The sequence below is a fragment of the Pantoea sp. MBLJ3 genome (genome assembly GCF_000816655.1).
Taxonomy (GTDB): Bacteria; Pseudomonadota; Gammaproteobacteria; order Enterobacterales; family Enterobacteriaceae; genus Pantoea; species Pantoea eucalypti.
Genome location: NZ_JSUT01000005.1, coordinates 909,046 through 928,279 on the forward strand (window position 1 = coordinate 909,046; position 19,234 = coordinate 928,279).

Below are 19,234 nucleotides of genomic sequence, written 5' to 3' on the forward strand. Positions count from 1 at the left end.
CCTGAACAGGGGATGAGCATGTATCAGCATCGTAACTGGCAAGGCGCTCTGTTAGATTTTCCGGTCAGTAAAGTGGTTTGCGTGGGCAGTAATTACGCAAAACACATTAAAGAAATGGGCAGCGCAACGCCGACTGAGCCGGTGATCTTTATCAAGCCGGAAACAGCGCTGTGTGATTTACGCCAGCCGCTCTCTATTCCCGACGCATTTGGCGAAGTTCATCACGAGGTCGAACTGGCCGTGCTGATTGGCGGGACGCTGAAGCAGGCGACGGAGGCACATGTGGCTAAAGCGATTGCAGGTTATGGCGTGGCGCTGGACCTGACATTGCGTGATCTGCAGTCCGGGCTGAAAAAAGCAGGCCAGCCCTGGGAAAAATCCAAAGGTTTTGATAACGCCTGTCCGGTTTCCGGTTTTATCCCGGTGTCAGACTTCAGTGGCGATCCGCAGAATGTCGAACTGAAACTGGTGGTGAATGGTGAAGTGCGGCAGCACGGTAACACCGAAGATATGATTCATAAAATCCTGCCGCTGATTGCCCACATGAGCCACTACTTTACCCTGCGCGCCGGTGACGTAATTCTGACCGGTACGCCAGAAGGGGTGGGCCCGATGCGCTCGGGTGATCAGGTGGAAGTCTCCCTTGCGGGTCACGGCATCAGCACGCGCGTACTCTAAAAACTTGCATCACCGCAGCATAGGCTTTATAAGGTGCGGTTTAGGCACAACCCGGACAAATCATCATGACAGACACCCCTTTCTGGCAACAAAAACGCCTGGCACAAATGAGCGATGAGGAATGGGAATCCTTGTGTGATGGTTGTGGACAGTGTTGCCTGAACAAGTTACAGGACGCAGACACCGATGAGATCTACTTCACCAATGTCGCCTGTAATCAGCTCAATATTAAAACCTGCCAGTGCCGCAACTATGAGCGCCGCTTCGAACTTGAAGAGGATTGCATCAAGTTAACGCGCGAAAATCTGACCACGTTTAACTGGTTACCGCGTACCTGTGCATACCGGTTGCTGGGTGAAGGTAAAGATCTCCCCGCCTGGCATCCGCTGCGAGCCGGTTCTAAAACCGCCATGCACGCGAAGCGTATTTCTGTAAGGTATATTGCCGTGCGCGAGAGTGAAGTGCGGGATTGGGAAGATCACATTATCGATCGCCCCGATCGCAACGGCTAAACGCGTCGCGTGAGTCGGGATATGAAAAAAAGGCTGCCATTGGCAGCCTTTCCTGATCTCAGCGACTAAAGAGATCGCGACGTTTTGGTTTTAGCGGCTGGGCAATCAGTACCAGCGCCGCAACCAGCAGATAACCGGCGAATACCACAATCATCCACTGTGGCATGCTGAGCGTCAGGAACGTCCAGCTGCGATCAGCGCAATCACCGGTAGCCTGAAACACGGATGGCATCCACTTATCCAGCGGTAATCCGCTGGGGAAGCGTGCGGCGAAATCACAGGTGGTGAATGGGTTAGGGTGCAACTGAATCATCGTATGTTCATAGGAGAGACGCAGTCCTTCCCAGGCACTGTAGATCCACAAGGCCAGCGCGCCCAGACGCAACGGCGATTTAGGCGCAATTGCGCCCACCAGACCCGCACCCAGCACACCAAACAGGGCATTACGCTCATAAATACACATTACGCAGGGCTTCAGGCCCATCACATGCTGAAAAAAGAGTGCCGTCAATTCCAGTGCAAGCGCCGTCAGTGCCAGCAATAACCAGGCTCCACGGCCCCGTGAACATTGATTCAGATATCGCAACATATTGCATTCCCTGTAAACGTTAATGCCACGCAGTGTAAACCAAAAGCGTTTGCAAACCAGCCAGTCGCAAGGAAAAATCGTGTGCAAACATGACCTGATTCTGATCCAGAACAGGTTAAATGAGGATCTGCAGAGGCTATCGCCGCGGAGGTCGCATCAGCACGGCGATTGAAATCAGTCAGGCGGAGAGAGTGGGTCGCATAAGGCAGTCAGTGAAACGGCTGGCAGCAACTATCCTGCGCGAACATTCCACGCATTCAGAACGCCATTATGCTGTTCGGGGACACAGGTTGTTTCAGCCCATAAAACTGTTCTGATGACGGTTGTCTCTGCGCAGCAGATTAGATTGTCAGCCATTCTGAAATATGCGACTACGCCCGGTTTAATGAGTACGCAGGCTATATCCGCTATAGGGCGTCTGGTATGATGAGTCCCCATCATGATGAGAAAAGCAACGAGAACACATTGCTATGGTTATAAAGGCTCAGAGTCCAGCGGGATTTGCTGAAGAGTATATTATTGAAAGCATCTGGAACAGTCGCTTTCCGCCCGGATCGATTCTTCCTGCTGAGCGTGAGCTTTCTGAATTGATTGGGGTAACGCGCACTACCTTGCGTGAGGTGCTGCAGCGACTGGCACGCGATGGCTGGCTGACGATTCAGCATGGCAAACCGACACGGGTAAACGATTTCTGGGAGACCTCCGGCCTCAATATTCTGGAAACCCTGGCCCGTCTCGATCACGACAGCGTTCCCGTGTTAATCGACAACCTGCTGTCTGTCCGCAGCAACATTTCATCGATTTTTATCAGCCGAGCGCTGCGTCATCATCCGGATAAAGCGCGTGAAGTGCTGGAGACAGTCAGTGCCGCAGCCGATCAGGCTGATGCCTATACCGAACTTGATTATCGGGTGTTCCGTGGCCTGGCATTTGCGTCAGGTAACCCGATTTATGGTTTGATTCTGAATGGCCTGAAAGGCCTCTATACTCGCGTTGGTCGTCACTACTTCTCTAATCCGGAAGCTCGCCAGGTCGCGCGCGATTTCTATCTTAAGCTTCTGGCGCTGTGCGATAAAGAACCAGGACAGGATGAGATTGTGGATGTGGTGCGCAACTATGGTCGCCGTAGCGGTGAAATCTGGCACAGCATGCAGAAAAACTTGCCTGACGATCTCGGCAACAAACGTTAAAAAAAACCGGACATCGCGTCCGGTTTTTTGTTTCTAAGCCGTCACCTTCAACTGACCCCTCAAAGTGAAGAACCGCGTGGCGGATTGCGGTCCAGCAGCTCCACACTGCCATCCTCGTTCTGCTGTTCCAGAATCACATCGAACCCCCACAGGCGATGCACATGCTTCAGCACCTCGCGACGGCTCTTATCCAGCGGCGTGCGGCTCTGCGGCACATAGCGCAGTGTCAGCGAACGGTCACCGCGCACATCAACGTTGTAAACCTGAATGTTAGGCTCAAGATTACTCAGGTTGTACTGTGCGGAAAGTTGCTGACGAATCGCCCGGTAACCCGCTTCATCGTGGATCGCGGCGATTTCGAGATAGTTATTGCGGTCATCATCCAGCACAGTGAACAGCCGGAAATCGCGCATCACTTTCGGCGACAGGAACTGGCTGATAAAACTCTCATCCTTGAACTCACGCATCGCAAAATGCAGTGTTTCCAGCCAGTCGGAACCGGCGATATCCGGGAACCAGTAGCGGTCCTCTTCCGTTGGCGACTGACAGATGCGCTTGATGTCCTGCATCATCGCAAACCCTAAGGCGTAAGGGTTGATACCGTTGTACCACTGACTGTTATAAGGCGGCTGAAACACCACATTGGTGTGACTGTGCAGGAACTCCATCATAAAGCGTTCCGACACTTTGCCTTCGTCATACAGGTGATTCAGGATGGTGTAGTGCCAGAAGGTTGCCCAGCCCTCATTCATCACCTGGGTCTGTTTCTGTGGATAGAAATACTGGCTTACCTTGCGCACGATGCGCAGGATCTCACGCTGCCAGGACTCCAGCAGCGGGGCGTTTTTTTCCATAAAATAGAGCAGGTTTTCCTGCGGCTCAGAAGGGTAGCGTGCGGCTTCAAAAGCCACCGCCTCGGTCTCACGTCGTGGCAGCGTGCGCCACAATGTGTTTACCTGACTTTGCAGATACTCTTCACGACTTTTCTGGCGCGCCTTCTCCTCCTGCAGGGAGATCTTCTGCGGGCGTTTATAGCGATCGACGCCATAATTCATTAAGGCATGGCAGGAATCGAGTAGTCGCTCGACCTCTTCGACGCCATAGCGCTCTTCGCAGTCACTGATATAGTTTTTGGCAAACAGCAGATAATCGACAATTGAGCCGGCATCGGTCCAGCTGCGGAACAGATAATTATTTTTGAAGAATGAGTTGTGACCATAGCAGGCATGCGCCATCACCAGCGCCTGCATGGTCATGGTGTTCTCTTCCATCAGGTAGGCGATGCAGGGGTTCGAGTTGATGACAATCTCATAGGCCAGCCCCTGCTGACCGTGCTTATAACGCTGCTCGGTCTCGATAAACTTTTTACCGAATGACCAGTGTGAATAGTTGATGGGCATGCCGACGCTGGAATAGGCATCCATCATTTGTTCAGAGGTGATCACTTCGATTTGGTGCGGGTAGGTATCAAGCCGGTAGAGTTTAGCCACCCGGTCGATCTCTGCTAAATAGACATCAAGCAGTTCGAATGTCCAGTCTGGTCCGTCATTGAGTCGTTTGCTGTCTCTGATGGCTTCGTCAAAGATTGTCGTCATAGCGCACCTCTTTTTTGCAAACCGGCTGACCCGAAAGACAACCCGTTCTGGTTATTTAAGGCTTCGTCCTGAAAAAGGGAACCCGAAAAAAACTGAGCGAACACAACAATGATAGCCCACTGTCGCTTATCCGAAATGCGAACTCAAATGAATTCTTTGGCACAAAATCATTAAGAGTGTTGCAGCAGAGAATTTAACAGCCTTTGATGCGACTATTAATTTAAAATGCGGAATATAATCCTGTTTATAAGCGGAATGTATGGGGTTGAAGGATTCTCCTGCAATGCGCAGATTTAGCTGCCACTGTTGTCATTTATTTCTGTCTTTCGTGATTAAGGCGCATAAAGCGCTGAAATTAGCCGGGCAGCAAGATTTTAGTTACCTGAAAAGTGAAAAAGATGTGAAATGGATGCTGAATTTATGGGGTGATGTCCGCTGTGTAAATCCGCTGACTATCATCTTCTTAACAGTGAATTATGCTTTTACATGCCGGGTGGGGGAGCTATGCACGTTGTAATTCTTGGAAGTGGTGTGGTGGGAGTGGCAAGCGCCTGGTATCTGGCGCGCGCCGGACATCAGGTGACCGTCATCGATCGTCAACCCGCGGCGGCGATGGAGACCAGCGCGGGTAATGCCGGTCAGATCTCACCCGGTTATGCCGCACCCTGGGCCGCGCCAGGCGTGCCATTGAAAGCCGTGAAGTGGATGTTTCAGCGCCACGCGCCGCTGGCTATCCGGCTGGATGGCAGCAGTTTTCAGCTGGAGTGGATGTGGCGCATGCTGCGTAACTGCGACATCAACCACTATCAGCAGAACAAAAGCCGCATGGTACGGATTGCCGAGTACAGTCGCGACTGCATGAAAGCGCTGCGTTCTGAGACCGGCATCGCCTATGAAGGTCGTCAGGGTGGAACATTACAATTGTTCCGCACTCAACAGCAGTTTGACAGCGCCAGCAAAGATATTGCCGTGCTGCGCGACGCGGGCGTGCCCTATGAGCTGTTAGAGGCGCATGAACTGTCACGCGTTGAGCCAGCTCTGGCGGCAACGCAGCATAAACTCACTGGCGGATTACGGCTGCCCAACGATGAAACCGGTGACTGTCAGCTTTTCACTCAGCGTCTGGCAAAAATGGCCGAAGAGGCGGGCGTCGTTTTCCGCTTTAACACCCCGGTTGACCACCTGCTGCGCGATGGCAATCGTATTTATGGTGTGAAGTGTGGTGAGGAGATCATCAAGGCGGATAGTTATGTGGTGGCCTTTGGTTCTTACTCCACCGCGCTGTTAAAAAATGTCATTGATATCCCGGTCTATCCGCTAAAAGGCTACTCTCTGACCATTCCGATTAAAAACCCTGACGCTGCGCCGGTTTCGACCATTCTGGATGAGACTTACAAAGTGGCGGTGACCCGTTTTGACGATCGTATTCGTGTGGGTGGCATGGCAGAGATTGTTGGTTTTAACACCAGACTCACTGAAGCACGTCGGGAAACGCTGGAGATGGTCGTCAGTGATCTCTATCCTGAAGGCGGTCATGTCGCGCAGGCGAGTTTCTGGACCGGGCTGCGTCCGATGACGCCAGACGGTACGCCGATTGTGGGTGCCACGCCAATTTCTAATCTCTGGCTCAATACCGGTCACGGTACGCTGGGCTGGACGATGGCGTGTGGTTCTGGTCAGCTGCTGGCCGATCTCATCTCCGGTAAAAAGCCTGCCATTGCGGCGGATGACTTAGCGGTGTTCCGCTACTTACCCGGTTTCGCGGCGACGTCATCGCCGCTGCGTAACGCCAACGCAACTCGTTAAGTCTTCAGGGAGAGAGAGGATGTCACGTCCGATTATCGCTACCATCAATCAGCAGGCGTTACGTCAGAACCTGGCGGTCGTTCGCCAGGCGGCACCTGCATCCCGCGTCTGGTCAGTGGTGAAAGCGAATGCTTACGGCCATGGTATTGAACGCGTCCGCGAGGCGTTATCTGCCACTGACGGCTTCGCACTGCTTAATATGGAGGAGGCGATTCAGCTGCGTGAGCAGGGCTGGAAAAAACCGATTCTGTTACTGGAGGGATTTTTCCAGCCAGAAGATTTGCAGTTAATCGATCGCTATCGTCTGACTACCAGTGTGCACAGCAACTGGCAAATCAAAGCACTGGCCAGTGCCCAACTCTCTGCCCCGGTTGATATTTATCTCAAAATGAACAGCGGGATGAACCGTCTGGGCTTTCGCCCGGAGCAGGTCAACGGCGCGTGGCAGAAACTGCGGGCGCTGAGCAATGTCGGTGAGATGACGCTGATGGCGCATTTCGCCGATGCTGAAAATCCGCAGGGTTTAGTTGCACCGCTGCAGCGCATTGAGCAGGCGGCAGAAGGGTTGAGCTGCCCGCGATCGCTCTCTAACTCCGCCTGCACCTTATGGCATCCTGAAGCGCATTTTGACTGGGTTCGTCCTGGCATCATTCTGTATGGCGCATCGCCCAGCGGTAACTGGCAGGACATTGCAGGCAGTGGCCTGCAGCCGGTGATGACCTTAAGCAGTGAGATTATCGCGGTTCAGCAATTACAGGCTGGCGATGGCGTGGGTTACGGCTATCGCTATCATGCCAGCACGGCGCAGCGGATTGGCGTGGTGGCCTGCGGTTACGCTGATGGCTATCCGCGTCATGCCCCAACCGGCACGCCGGTCTGCGTCGATGGTGTAATGACGCAGGTGGTGGGAGCCGTCTCCATGGATATGATTACCGTGGACTTAACGCCTTGCCCTCAGGCTGGCATTGGCTCAGCCGTTGAGCTGTGGGGTGAGCAGGTGAAAATCGATCAGGTCGCAAAAGCAGCCGGAACGGTAGGGTATGAGCTGATGTGCGCCCTGGCACCCCGCGTTCCGGTCACCGTTATTTAAGCGCGGTCAGGCTGCCGCGCATCTTTCTGCTGCAGCGCCAGGCGATAAACGCCAGCGCTGCACCCAGCAGCATCATCAGGCTCAGCGAGAGCTTCTCCGCCACCGGCAGCGCAACGATTACCAGGCTGCCTGCTGCACCACCAGCCATCTGAATAAATCCCTGCAGGGCGGACGCCACGCCTGCCTGTTGCTGATACGGCTCCAGCGCATAGCTGGTGGCGGGTCCTACCGTAAAGGCCAGTCCGGCAACCGATAACGCCACCGGGAACATGTAGAGCGCCCAGTGTGTTTGCATTTCCGCCGGAAATATCTGCGTTCCCGCCATCAGTAGTACCGCCCCCAGCAGCATCGTTAAAAAACCCATTGCCAGACAGAAAGGGCGACCCGCTTTGCGAATCGCTTTATTCACAAACATGCTGACAAACATAATCCAGAAACCGTTGGCCCCGAAAGCAAACGAGAACTGGATCGGCGTCAGGCCGCCTTCGGTCATTAATACCTGTGGTGCCAGTGACACGTAGGTCAGCACCATGCCCAGCGCACCGGCATTGGCAAAAGCGAACGCCAGAAAACGCGGCTGACGCAGGATTTCAGCGTACTGCTTAACCGGTAATCCTTTCACCCGCAGGGTATCTGCCGGGCGCGTCTCGGGCAGCCAGATAATCACCAGCAGCGTAATCAGCAGACCATAGGCGCAGAGGAACCAGAAGGGCGCGCGCCAGTCAAAGGCGCTGGCCAGCAGGCCACCCAGTAACGGAGCGAGTGCCGGAACGATATTCAGTGCGCCGTTCAGGAATCCATAGGCGCGTGCGGCATCATCGCCACTCAGGCGGTCGCGCACGCCGCTAAAGGCGACAACGGCGCTACAACAGACGCCACAGCCCTGCACCAGACGAGCAACGACGAACAGCGGGAATGATGTCGCCGTGGCAGCGATAGCACTGCCGGCGATGTAAAGCGCAAGTCCCAGCAGGGCAATCGGCTTGCGGCCATAGTTGTCCACCAGCGGACCCGTGACCAGTTGTCCCAGCCCCATGACCAGCAGAAACAGCGGAATCGTGGTCTGAACCAGGTTAACCGGCGTATCCAGCCCTTCTGCGATTTGTGGCAGCGTGGGCAAATAGAGATCAATGCCTAAGGGTGCCAGCAGCACCAGGCTTAATAACAGCAGCGTAAATTTTTGCATAACAACCAGAGGGTAACGTTCTGTTGAAAAACGATCGAAGAGGGTAATGATTCAGAGGCAAAAAAGATAGAGGAAGTCGTGCGGAAAGTGCGATGCCTGCTGTAAACAGGCATCGCATTAAAGGCCTAGTAGGCGCCGTCGCGGCGTAATACCACCCCTGCGGTTTTAAACAGGATCGCGATATCGGTCCAGAGCGCCCAGTTTTTGACATACCAGGAGTCAAAGTAGACGCGAGTGTCATAGTCGATATCGTTACGTCCGCTGACCTGCCAAAGACCTGTCATGCCGGGTTTGGCCATCAGGTAATAGTCGACATCACCCGCGTAACGCTCCAGCTCCGCTTCGATAACCGGACGCGGACCCACCAGGCTCATCTCGCCGCGGATCACGTTCCATAACTGCGGTAACTCATCCAGACTGGTTTTTCGCAGGAAGCTACCAATACGGGTCACGCGCGGGTCGTTTTTCAGTTTGAAATCTTTGTCCCACTCAATCCGCGCCTCTTCACTGGTTGCCAGTAATTTCTCCAGCACCTCTTTTGAATTGGTCACCATGGAACGGAATTTCAGGCATTTGAATTTTTTGCCATTCTGGCCCACGCGTTCGTGACCATAAATTGCATTGCCGCCATCGCGTTTCACCATGTAGCAGAGCAGGGCGAAGATCGGGCCAAGGAACAGCAGCAGCATTGACGCCACCACGATGTCAAAGGCACGCTTCATGAAACGGGAGGAGTGTTTCGCCAGGTTGTTGCTGACGCGCAGGATCATCACTTCATGGCTAAAGATAAAGGACATGTCCGTACCATAAAGCGGTACACCGCGCAGCGTAGGGATCACTGAGACTGAACGGCAGTTCATCTTCGACAGGAATTTCAGCCAGCGATCGCGCATTGGCTGCTGCTCATACTCCATGGCAACAATAAACTGCACGTTATCGCGGTCAATGGTCTGCCAGTTAATGTCTTTCCAGGTGATAACGGGCACGCCATTCACGCTCTGCTGGGCAGGAACATCATCAACCGAGATAAAGGCCTGCACGTTGTAGCCCAGGATCTCTTCACTCTGCAGCGCCGCATAAGCTTCGGTGGCATTGCGGCCGGAACCGATAATGATGGTCTCTTTCTGCCACTGGCCCGCCTTGTTGATGGCGCGTTTCACCAGAGCACGCATCAGTGGGAGCAGTAGCAGGGCATATGTCCAGCTGAAGACCCACACCATGCGGGAGAAGTCCCATTTAGAAAAAGCGATCAGTGCGAGGTCGAGCAGTGAAAAAACAAATAATGTTTTAACGATCTCTTTAAGCTCAAACCAGAACGGTTTGCGATAAGTATAGTGACGCAGACGTACCCAGAACCAGCCGGTACACATTACTGACATAATAAACTGTGCCACGAAACGATATTCGATCTGGTGCGGTGGAATAAAGGTATCCAGCTCGCCCCAAATACCTTGTATCGTCGCGGCAGATAAAAACAGTGCCAGGTTAAGTGCAATCAGATCGGAAAAGCTCAGGGCGAATTTCACGATGATATTTTTACGCGTACCGCTCCATGAGCGGCTCGGGCTATTCATTATCAATGTACTTGCCATAAAACCTGCTCTCTTTCTCAAGTAAAAGATGGCCTGACCAGAATCAGGTGCGCGCTCAGGAGTGGGCCTCTGAAAAATTAAAAAATAATTTTCAGTCTGTTGCAGTCAGTAAAGCCAGTACAGCTGCAAAAAAGATAACGATTAAAGCGTGATGATAATCACGGAATGTTGCAGCATTGAGAATGAGTATGCAGGAGTTATTTGACAGAGTTAATACGGAAAAAATCTGAAAACATCAAAACTGATTAAAGTTTTAAATAGCTAACTTGTGGATTTAATTAGATAAAATAAGGAAGGGGTCAGTTATAACTAAACTGTTTAAGACGCTTTTTAGGAATTACCGCCGAATCTGACGACTGGCGGTAATGATCGCGCATCAGGCAGGTTTCTTCAAAATCCAGCGGTCCTGCTGTTTATCGTAATGGCCGATTTGCAGATTCACCGGTTCACCGTCAATCCAGGCCGGGACGCTGGTATCACGATCCCAGCCATCAAGTTGCGTAATTAAACCGGGATTAGTGTGACAGGGGATACTGACAGTGTCCGGATTCTCACCGCCAAGATCGGCATCAACAATCTCATAACGACCAATTTTAACCACGTGTCCCATTCATTTCTCCCGTTTTTACTGGCATAGAACGTTAAGCTTAGCGTATTGAGAGAAAATAACGTGGCTGAATCATTAGGATTATTCCTTCTCTTCCGCTGGCCGGACACCAATTTTCACAATACGGTTATCCTCTTTCTCAGCAACAGTCCATGTCAGTTGATTCCACTCCACCTGATCGCCGACCACCGGTGAACCGCCGAGCATAGCCAGAACCAGCTGTCCCAGTGACTGCTGATCATTCGTGCTCTCATCCAGTTCCAGTCCGTAAATCTGCGCAACATCGCGCAGGCGAGCTTCTGCATCCAGAATAAAGTCGCCGAAGAAGCGCTGGTCGAGCGAAACCGGCGGTGACTGACTGAACATTTTGCCCAGCGCGGGAAGATCGCGCTCGCGGCCAATGACGCAGATAACGTCGTTCTCTTTCAGACGCGTCCCGCCATTGGGATGCATCAGCACATTGTCACGAAACAGAGCAGCAATGCGCGTCTCGCGTGGCATCTGCAGGTCACGCAGTGCGGCACCGACACACCACTTGTCGGCGCTGAGCTGGTAGACGAACTGCTCCCAGGGATTTTCCGGATGAATATCCAGACCCACACGGCTGATAGGTGAAGCGGTTGGCGGCACCACCACTTTGGCTTTTTTGGCAGCAAAGCCCAGTGAGGTGCCCTGCAGCATCAGGGAGACCAGCACCACAAAGAAAGCGATATTAAAATAGAGCGAGGCGTTCTCTAAGCCTGCCATCATCGGGAAGACCGCAAGAATAATCGGTACCGCACCACGTAAGCCGACCCAGCTGATAAAGACCCGTTCACGGGTCGTGAAGTTGCGAAATGGCAGCAGGCCAATAAAGACCGACAGTGGACGTGCCACCAGAATCAGCCACAGCGAGAGGAGCATGGCTGGCACCGCGATGTGCCACAAATCAGAGGGTGTGACCAGCAGGCCCAGCACAATGAACATGCCAATCTGACTGAGCCAGGCCATACCGTCAAAGGTCTGCAGAATGCCGTGGCGGTTACGAATCGGGCGGTTGCCCAGTAAGAAGCCACAGAGATAGACCGCCAGAATACCGCTGCCCTCTAATACCGTGGTCAGCGCGAACACCAGAATGCCGCCACTCAACGCCAGCAACGGGTAAAGGCCAGGAGCCAGACTGATACGGTTTATCAGTTGCTGCAGCGCCCAGCCGCCGCCCAGGCCTAATACGATACCCAGACCGAACTGCTGTACCAGATGCACCAGGAACATCCAGTCAAGGCCGCTGCGGCCCTGTTCAATCATTTCAATCAGGGTAATGGTGAGAAACACGGCCATCGGGTCGTTGCTGCCCGATTCAATCTCCAGCGTGGAGCTGACGCGCTCATTGAGGCCTTTATCACCCAGCAGTGAGAAGACCGCAGCAGCATCCGTAGAGCCAATAATGGCACCAATCAGGAAGCCCTGCATCATGTCAAGGTTAAAGAGCCATGCGGCCACGACGCCCGTTAAACCTGCGGTGATCATCACGCCGACGGTGGCCAGCGACAGCGCAGGCCCGAGCGCGACTTTAAACGAGCTGGCTTTGGTTCGCATACCGCCATCCAGCAGGATGATCGCCAGCGCCAGGTTAGAAATTAAGTAAGCCGCGGGATAGTTATCGAAAGCGATGCCGCCGATACCATCAACACCGGTGAGCATACCCAGTGCGAGGAAGATAACCAGAATAGGAATGCCCAGTCGGGATGAGAAAGAGCTGAGCAGAATGCTCGATGCTACCAGCACGGAACCGATGATAAAAAGACTGTAGACAATAGTGTGGTTCAAACCCGGTCTCCTGAGATATGACAGTGCGCTGCAGCAACTGCTGACAAATATCCATGCTATCTCTGAAAGATAATGTTTTATCAAGGAGTTGTCATTGTGAAAATGATCATTATACCAATTGCTGAAGAGGGTATGGAATCAGATTAATGTGAAGAATGAGGGGGTTGGCAGGCAAGCGGGAGAAAACAGACTGTTTTAGCAGGTTATTCGGCAGATAAAAAAAGCCGGTGATTAACCGGCCTGGTGGGTCAGGCTTCCGTTGCCTGTTTATGAAACAGCGATCGGAACACCGGATAGATATCTTCCGGTTCGCGAATATGTTCAATGGCAAAGTTATCGAAGGTTGCCTGCAGATGCTCATACTCACGCCACAGCGTCTGATGCGCACGGCGGGTGATTTCGATATAGCTGTAATAACGCACGACCGGCAGAATATGCTTCGCCAGAATCTCATGACAGAGCGGTGAATCGTCAGCCCAGTTGTCACCGTCCGATGCCTGCGCCGCGTAGATATTCCACTGCGCCGGGTCATAGCGTTCTTTTACGACTTCATCCATCAGTTTCAGTGCACTGGACACGATGGTGCCGCCCGTCTCCTGAGAGTAGAAGAACTCCTGTTCGTCCACCTCTTTGGCCTGCGTGTGATGACGGATATAAACCACATCAACGTTCTTGTAGGTGCGGCTCAGGAACAGGTAAAGCAGGATATAGAAGCGTTTCGCCATATCCTTGGTGGCCTGATCCATCGAACCTGAGACATCCATCAGACAGAACATGACCGCCTGGCTGGAAGGCTCCGGGCGTTTCTCAAAGTTTTTGTAGCGCAGATCGAAGGTGTCGATAAAGGGCACCCGTTCGATGCGCGCCCGCAATTCAGCGATCTCTTTGCGTAGCCGCTCCTCCTCCAGCAACTGAGCAGGTTCAGTTTTCTCAATCTCCTGCAGCGTCTCTTCCAGTTCATGCAGCATACGGCGTTTCCCTGCCGTCATTGCGGTACGACGCGCCAGTGAGTTCTGTAGCGAACGCACGACGCTGATATTGGCTGGTACGCCGTTAGAGGTGAAACCGGCACGGTGAGTCTTATATTCATTAAGCTGACGATGCTGGTTGCGGCGCAGATTAGGCAGGGCAAGATCTTCAAACAGCAGGTCAAGGTACTCATCCTTCGAGATCTGAAAGACAAACTCATCCTGTCCTTCACCATCCTGACTGGCATTACCCTGTCCGCTGCCACCGCCGCCGCCGCCCTGTGGACGCTCAACACGGTCATTCTGCACAAAATGGTCGTTACCCGGATGGACCCGATGACGATTTCCGCCGCGTCCCTGATGGAAAATCGGCTCATTGATGTCGTCAATAGGTATAGAGACGGACTCGCCGCTGCTGACGTCGGTCACCGAGCGTTTATTGATGGCCTCGGAGATCGACTGCTTAATTTGCGACTTATAACGGCGAAGAAAGCGCTGGCGGTTAACCGCGCTCTTGTTCTTACCGTTAAGCCGGCGATCGATGAAATAGGCCATGGTATTCCCCCAAACTACATTGTAAGCAGGTCGGGCGCACCCGACCCTGTCAGACCGGTATCACTTACCGGCAAGCTTACCTCTATCAGGACGATTTACGCACACGCAGATACCATTCACACAGCAGGCGAACCTGTTTGCGGGTATAGCCTTTTTCCATCATGCGATCGACAAAATCATCATGTTTTTTCTGCTCATCGGTAGAGGTCTTGGTATTGAACGAAATCACCGGCAGTAACTCCTCGGTATTCGAGAACATTTTCTTCTCAATTACCGTGCGTAACTTCTCGTAACTGGTCCAGTTTGGATTGCGACCATTATTATGTGCTCTGGCGCGCAGCACAAAATTGACGATCTCATTACGGAAGTCTTTCGGGTTACTGATGCCAGCGGGTTTCTCAATTTTCTCCAGTTCCGCATTGAGCGATTCACGATCAAACAGCTGTCCGGTATCGGGATCGCGATACTCCTGATCCTGAATCCAGAAGTCAGCATAAGTGACATAGCGGTCAAAGATGTTCTGACCATACTCAGAGTAGGACTCCAGATAAGCAGTCTGAATCTCTTTGCCGATAAACTCAGCGTATTTAGGAATCAGATAGCCTTTAAGATGTTCAAGGTATTTCTCTGCCTGATCCTGTGGAAACTGCTCACGTTCAATCTGCTGCTCCAGCACATAGAACAGATGAACCGGGTTGGCGGCCACTTCAGCGTGGTCGAAGTTAAACACCCGTGACAGGATTTTAAAGGCAAAGCGGGTCGAGAGACCGTTCATCCCCTCATCCACACCGGCGTAGTCGTGATACTCCTGCCAGGACTTCGCTTTAGGGTCGGTATCTTTGAGGCTTTCACCATCGTACACCCGCATTTTGGAATAGATACTGGAGTTCTCAGGATCTTTCAGGCGCGACAGGATAGAGAAGCGTGCCAGCGTTTCCAGCGTGCCAGGTGCGCAGGGCGAGGTCGCCAGCTCACTGTGGTTAAGCAACTTGTCGTAGATTTTGATCTCTTCAGAGACCCGCAGGCAATAGGGCACCTTGACGATATAGACACGGTCAAGGAACGCCTCATTATTTTTGTTGTTACGGAACGTCACCCATTCAGATTCGTTGGAGTGCGCCAGAATAATGCCGTTGAACGGCAGGGCCGAAATGCCTTCGGTACCGTTATAGTTCCCTTCCTGCGTCGCCGTCAGTAACGGATGCAGCACTTTAATCGGCGCTTTAAACATCTCGACGAACTCCATGATGCCCTGGTTCGCGCGGCAGAGGGCACCGGAGTAGCCGTAGGCATCGGGATCGTTTTGCGCATGGTTTTCCAGTTTACGGATATCCACTTTACCCACCAGCGCAGAGATATCCTGGTTGTTCTCATCGCCGGGTTCAGTTTTAGCAATCGCCAGCTGTTCCAGAATCGACGGCCAGACTTTAACGACTTTGAAGCGTGAAATATCACCACCAAAATCGTGCAGACGTTTAGCGGCCCATGGCGACATAATCGTGCCGAGGTAGCGGCGCGGTACGCCATACTCTTTTTCAAGAATGTGCGCATCTTCCTGCGGATTGAACAGGCAAAGAGGGTGGTCATTTACCGGGCTGCGTTCGCCGTCAGCACTGAGCACATAAATAGGCACCCGCTGCATCAGCGACTTAAGCCGTTCCGCCAGTGAGGATTTACCGCCACCGACCGGCCCCAGCAAATAGAGGATCTGTTTTTTCTCTTCCAGTCCCTGAGCGGCATGTTTCAGGTAGGAGACGATCTGTTCAATCGCTTCCTCCATGCCGTAAAACTCCTCGAACGCTGGATAGCGTCCCATCACACGGTTGGAGAATATTCTGGAAAGGCGTGGCTCCTGAGCAGTGTCGACCATTACCGGCTCTCCGATAGCCATTAACAGTCGCTCTGCAGCGTTGGCGTATGCACTGCGGTCCTGCTTACAGATAGCAAGAAATTCCTGCAGTGTGAACTCTTCGTCCTTGGCAGCTTCATAACGCTGACGATAGTGATCGAATATATTCATAGCGATGCCCGTCCTTTCGTTTTTAGCACAGGTAAGGAGCACAATTAATGACTTGTAGCAGCTCCCGGAAGATATTCTCTGTTGAGTACAGCAACCCTTATGCCAACCTGATCTTTTTTATCGGGATACACAACGTTTGTGGTTACTCTGCTCGGTCAAATTCTATGCTGTTACTTCTAACTGTAGATGGCTTCTAGGAAATTTCCTCCACGGGTTTAGGTGAATGAGGGGGAGATCAAGAGTAATTCAGGTTTGTCGTGAGATGAGTTCATATGGGTGATGCTTTAACTTAACGTGTTTTTAACCTTAAATGCCACTTTGATTGGTGAGTAACTTAAAGGAATTCGATATAAGTTAATGCAGCCGTAAAAAAACGTTAGACTTCCTGTTTGATTGTTATATTTATGGAATGAATAAATTGTGAACCAATTCAAATTTAAGACGCTTGTTGCACTTCTGCCGTGTTATTTACTGAGCTCGCAGGCCTTTGCCGCACCGCTTTCTCTTGGTGCGTCGGTACTCTATGCCCAGTCACCTTATCGCGGCGGTCAGGATCGCTATATCCCCCTTCCGGTGATCAACTATGAGGGTGAAGACTTCTGGTTCCGCAGCCTGCAGGGTGGCTACTATCTGTGGAAAGATCCCCAGAACCAGCTGTCGCTGACGCTGCTGGGTTCACCGCAGGAGTACAAACCCAGTGAGAATGACCTGGGCGACATGAAAGGGCTGGATAAACGCCGTATGACGCTGATGGGTGGCGCAACGTATCGTCACGTTGCTGACTGGGGTATCGTCCGTACTTCATTACTGGGCGATGTGCTGAACAACAGCAACGGGATGATGTGGGATTTAACCTACCTATATCGCTTTGAGATGGGCGACTTCAGTCTTACTCCGGGCATTGGTGCTATCTGGAACAGCGCCAATCAAAACCGTTACTACTACGGTGTATCCGGCCATGAAAGCGCCCGGACCGGTATCAGTCGCTATACCCCTGATGACAGCTGGTCCCCTTACGTTGAGCTGAATGCCAGCTATCAGATTTCTCCGCAGTGGAATGCCAGCCTCACAGGACGCTACACGCGCTTTGACAGCGAAATCAAAGACAGCCCAATGATTGATAAAAGCGGGCAGGCGTTAATCTGGACGGGTATCAGCTACACCTTCTGATAACGCTTCATTCGCACCAAAAGAGGGCATCTATTGCCCTCTGTTCTTTTACAGGGCCCCGAAAGGGGGCGGGAGAGCAGAATGCGCAACACGATTAACTTTGCTGACTTCAACAATCTGCCGGTCATTGGCCAGGGCACCTGGTACATGGGCGAGAATCCGGCGCAGCGTTCCGCTGAAATCGCTGCACTGCAGGCAGGTATTGAATGTGGTTTGCAATTGATTGATACCGCCGAAATGTACGCCGACGGCGGAGCCGAAGAGGTGGTCGGGCAGGCCATGCTGGGGCGTCGCGACAAGGCGCTGCTGGTATCAAAAGTCTATCCGTGGAATGCAGGCGAAGTGGATGCTATTGAAGCCTGTGAGCGCAGCCTGCGCCGTCTGCAGACCGATTATCTTGACCTTTACCTGTTGCACTGGCGCGGTAATGTTCCACTGGAAGAGACCCTGCGGGCCATGGAACGCCTGCAGCAGCAGGGCAAGATCCGTCACTGGGGCGTCTCGAATTTTGACACAGAGGATATGGCAGAACTGTGGGATGAACCGGAAGGAAGTCAGTGTACGACCAATCAGGTGCTCTATCATCTGGCGTCACGCGGTATTGAATTTGATCTTTTGCCGGCATGTCAGCAGCGTGAGATGCCGATAATGGCCTACTGTCCGCTGGCACAGGCAGGAAGGCTGCGTGACTCACTCTTTACCGACCCGGTACTGACGCAGATTGCACAGCAGAAGGGCATCAGCGTCGCGCAGCTTCTGCTGGCCTGGGTCATTCGTCAGCCTGGGGTGATTGCCATTCCCAAAGCCAGCTCAGTCGTTCACGTTCAGGAAAATGCTGCGGCACTGGAGGTCGTCCTGACCGATGAAGAGTTGCAGCTCATCGATCGTGCCTGGCCAGCACCACAGCATAAGTTACCGCTGGATATCGTTTAGCCGCTGACCTTGTCGCCCGCTGCGGCTTTCTTCTTCAGGCGGAAAGTCGTGGCCAGGCGTGCTGGCTTCTCACCTGCGCTGCGTAACGGTTTACTGATGCGCGCCGTCTCCACGCAGACCATGGTTTTATAACCCTCATTCGCCATGTCCGACATGCTGCAGGAGAGTTCCACACCTGGATTCCACGTGACAACGTCACTGTGGTGATGGTGATAAACCTCAATCTGCCGTTGATCCGCCGTATCATTGATCACCGAGCAATCTTCTGCGGCGGTAAAGATACGGTCAATGCGTCCCGGATAACGTTGCTTACCGTCGCTGCTGCCAGCCTCGCCGTTATTCACCTTGTCGATAAAACTATTGCCCAGACCGGAAACCTCAACGCCGTTGATGTCGCTGACGGTGAAGTAGCTGTGCAGCGCTGCTGTCGCTTCGAAGTCACCGTAGGCTTCAAGTTCGATCTCACAATGCTGGCCCAGGCGGAAGCGGGCAATCAGGGTAAACTCATGCGGCCAGAGCTTCAGCGTCTGTGCATTGCTCTCCAGCACCAGCGTCAGCATCACGCCATCTTCATTCTCATCATGCGCAGTCAGCTTCCACGGCTGAATCCGGGCAAAACCGTGTGCCGGTTCGCCTGCCGGACCAAACCACGGCCAGCAGATGGGGACACCGCCACGAATTGCTTTGCCTGGTGAGAAGAGACTCTTATCGCTCAGCCAGAGCACCGGCTTCTCACCGCTTGGCTGCCAGGCGATCAGGTGCGCGCCCTGCAGGGTGATCGCAGCCCGAACCTTAGGGTGACTGATGACAATCGCCGGGAGTTCACCTACCTGACGCTGGGTGAGGTAAGGGGAAATCTGATTAACCACCGGCAGAGTAAACAGCTTATCTTGCATGTTCGCTTCCTTCCTGTACGGATAAAAAAAGGGCGACC

Annotated in this window: 16 protein-coding genes; 7 read left to right on the forward strand and 9 right to left on the reverse strand. The window is 52.9% G+C overall.

The window, feature by feature from the left end; genetic code table 11:
- Positions 1-18: 18 nt before the first annotated feature.
- Together NP77_RS10615 and NP77_RS10620 are read left to right on the forward strand one after the other, a co-directional pair.
- Positions 19-678: a fumarylacetoacetate hydrolase family protein gene (locus NP77_RS10615; protein WP_039660080.1), complete on the forward strand. Its 660-nt coding sequence runs from the start codon at positions 19-21 to the stop codon at positions 676-678.
- A gap of 65 nt (positions 679-743) precedes the next feature.
- Complete coding sequence (locus tag NP77_RS10620; RefSeq protein ID WP_003852723.1) at positions 744-1,190, forward strand: YcgN family cysteine cluster protein; 447 nt, start codon at positions 744-746, stop codon at positions 1,188-1,190.
- Positions 1,191-1,248: 58 nt separating this feature from the next.
- On the opposite strand, the gene dsbB is transcribed toward NP77_RS10620, so the two are convergent.
- Positions 1,249-1,779 (reverse strand): disulfide bond formation protein DsbB, encoded by a 531-nt coding sequence (dsbB, locus tag NP77_RS10625; RefSeq protein ID WP_033762785.1) that lies wholly within the window; start codon positions 1,777-1,779, stop codon positions 1,249-1,251.
- A gap of 470 nt (positions 1,780-2,249) precedes the next feature.
- Between dsbB and fadR the strand changes: the two genes are divergently transcribed.
- Positions 2,250-2,969, forward strand: a complete 720-nt coding sequence (gene fadR / locus NP77_RS10630; RefSeq protein WP_003852726.1) for a fatty acid metabolism transcriptional regulator FadR — start codon at positions 2,250-2,252, stop codon at positions 2,967-2,969.
- A gap of 59 nt (positions 2,970-3,028) precedes the next feature.
- Here fadR and NP77_RS10635 read toward each other — a convergent pair whose 3' ends face one another.
- Positions 3,029-4,564, reverse strand: coding sequence for a SpoVR family protein (locus tag NP77_RS10635; RefSeq protein ID WP_003852729.1), 1,536 nt, complete (start codon positions 4,562-4,564; stop codon positions 3,029-3,031).
- Between the two features lie 504 nt (positions 4,565-5,068).
- Between NP77_RS10635 and NP77_RS10645 the strand changes: the two genes are divergently transcribed.
- Entirely contained in the window at positions 5,069-6,370 is a 1,302-nt protein-coding gene (locus tag NP77_RS10645; RefSeq protein WP_033762787.1) for a D-amino acid dehydrogenase, read from the forward strand.
- A 19-nt stretch (positions 6,371-6,389) separates the two neighbouring features.
- Entirely contained in the window at positions 6,390-7,460 is a 1,071-nt protein-coding gene (dadX, locus tag NP77_RS10650; protein ID WP_039660087.1) for a catabolic alanine racemase DadX, read from the forward strand.
- On the opposite strand, the gene NP77_RS10655 is transcribed toward dadX, so the two are convergent.
- The 6 genes from NP77_RS10655 to yeaG all read right to left on the reverse strand — a co-directional run bounded on the left by NP77_RS10655 (position 7,453) and on the right by yeaG (position 16,197).
- On the reverse strand, positions 7,453-8,646 hold the full coding sequence (locus NP77_RS10655) for a multidrug effflux MFS transporter (protein WP_039660089.1): 1,194 nt from the start codon (positions 8,644-8,646) through the stop codon (positions 7,453-7,455). The genes dadX and NP77_RS10655 overlap by 8 nt on opposite strands.
- 125 nt (positions 8,647-8,771) lie before the next feature.
- Positions 8,772-10,238: an undecaprenyl-phosphate galactose phosphotransferase WbaP gene (gene wbaP, locus NP77_RS10660; RefSeq protein ID WP_008925307.1), complete on the reverse strand. Its 1,467-nt coding sequence runs from the start codon at positions 10,236-10,238 to the stop codon at positions 8,772-8,774.
- 376 nt (positions 10,239-10,614) lie between these two features.
- On the reverse strand, positions 10,615-10,848 hold the full coding sequence (locus NP77_RS10665; protein ID WP_003852736.1) for a DUF1480 family protein: 234 nt from the start codon (positions 10,846-10,848) through the stop codon (positions 10,615-10,617).
- Between the two features lie 78 nt (positions 10,849-10,926).
- Positions 10,927-12,654 carry a potassium/proton antiporter gene (locus tag NP77_RS10670; RefSeq protein ID WP_003852737.1) on the reverse strand — a complete coding sequence of 576 codons (1,728 nt, stop codon included), beginning with the start codon at positions 12,652-12,654 and terminating at the stop codon, positions 10,927-10,929.
- Positions 12,655-12,902: 248 nt separating this feature from the next.
- On the reverse strand, positions 12,903-14,177 hold the full coding sequence (locus tag NP77_RS10675) for a YeaH/YhbH family protein (RefSeq protein ID WP_003852738.1): 1,275 nt from the start codon (positions 14,175-14,177) through the stop codon (positions 12,903-12,905).
- Between the two features lie 85 nt (positions 14,178-14,262).
- The gene (gene yeaG / locus NP77_RS10680) at positions 14,263-16,197 is read right to left on the reverse strand and encodes a protein kinase YeaG (protein WP_003852739.1); all 1,935 of its coding nucleotides are present in this window, start codon (positions 16,195-16,197) and stop codon (positions 14,263-14,265) included.
- Between the two features lie 420 nt (positions 16,198-16,617).
- Here yeaG and NP77_RS10685 point away from each other — a divergent pair, with 420 nt between their 5' ends.
- Positions 16,618-17,367, forward strand: coding sequence for a MipA/OmpV family protein (locus NP77_RS10685; protein WP_003852740.1), 750 nt, complete (start codon positions 16,618-16,620; stop codon positions 17,365-17,367).
- Positions 17,368-17,448: 81 nt separating this feature from the next.
- Positions 17,449-18,300 (forward strand): aldo/keto reductase, encoded by an 852-nt coding sequence (locus NP77_RS10690; RefSeq protein WP_003852742.1) that lies wholly within the window; start codon positions 17,449-17,451, stop codon positions 18,298-18,300.
- On the opposite strand, the gene NP77_RS10695 is transcribed toward NP77_RS10690, so the two are convergent.
- Positions 18,297-19,196, reverse strand: coding sequence for a D-hexose-6-phosphate mutarotase (locus NP77_RS10695; RefSeq protein ID WP_003852745.1), 900 nt, complete (start codon positions 19,194-19,196; stop codon positions 18,297-18,299). The genes NP77_RS10690 and NP77_RS10695 overlap by 4 nt on opposite strands.
- Between the last annotated feature and the right edge of the window lie 38 nt (positions 19,197-19,234).

Bases quoted from the DNA above. Each gene is read 5' to 3' on its own strand.
- NP77_RS10615 (WP_039660080.1), top strand. From the start codon at position 19: ATGTATCAGCATCGTAACTGGCAAGGCGCTCTGTTAGATTTTCCGGTC.
- fadR (WP_003852726.1), top strand. From the start codon at position 2,250: ATGGTTATAAAGGCTCAGAGTCCAGCGGGATTTGCTGAAGAGTATATT.
- wbaP (WP_008925307.1), bottom strand. From the start codon at position 10,238: ATGGCAAGTACATTGATAATGAATAGCCCGAGCCGCTCATGGAGCGGT.
- NP77_RS10665 (WP_003852736.1), bottom strand. From the start codon at position 10,848: ATGGGACACGTGGTTAAAATTGGTCGTTATGAGATTGTTGATGCCGAT.
- NP77_RS10620 (WP_003852723.1), top strand. From the start codon at position 744: ATGACAGACACCCCTTTCTGGCAACAAAAACGCCTGGCACAAATGAGC.
- dsbB (WP_033762785.1), bottom strand. From the start codon at position 1,779: ATGTTGCGATATCTGAATCAATGTTCACGGGGCCGTGGAGCCTGGTTA.
- NP77_RS10645 (WP_033762787.1), top strand. From the start codon at position 5,069: ATGCACGTTGTAATTCTTGGAAGTGGTGTGGTGGGAGTGGCAAGCGCC.
- NP77_RS10695 (WP_003852745.1), bottom strand. From the start codon at position 19,196: ATGCAAGATAAGCTGTTTACTCTGCCGGTGGTTAATCAGATTTCCCCT.
- NP77_RS10635 (WP_003852729.1), bottom strand. From the start codon at position 4,564: ATGACGACAATCTTTGACGAAGCCATCAGAGACAGCAAACGACTCAAT.
- yeaG (WP_003852739.1), bottom strand. From the start codon at position 16,197: ATGAATATATTCGATCACTATCGTCAGCGTTATGAAGCTGCCAAGGAC.
- NP77_RS10655 (WP_039660089.1), bottom strand. From the start codon at position 8,646: ATGCAAAAATTTACGCTGCTGTTATTAAGCCTGGTGCTGCTGGCACCC.
- dadX (WP_039660087.1), top strand. From the start codon at position 6,390: ATGTCACGTCCGATTATCGCTACCATCAATCAGCAGGCGTTACGTCAG.
- NP77_RS10690 (WP_003852742.1), top strand. From the start codon at position 17,449: ATGCGCAACACGATTAACTTTGCTGACTTCAACAATCTGCCGGTCATT.
- NP77_RS10675 (WP_003852738.1), bottom strand. From the start codon at position 14,177: ATGGCCTATTTCATCGATCGCCGGCTTAACGGTAAGAACAAGAGCGCG.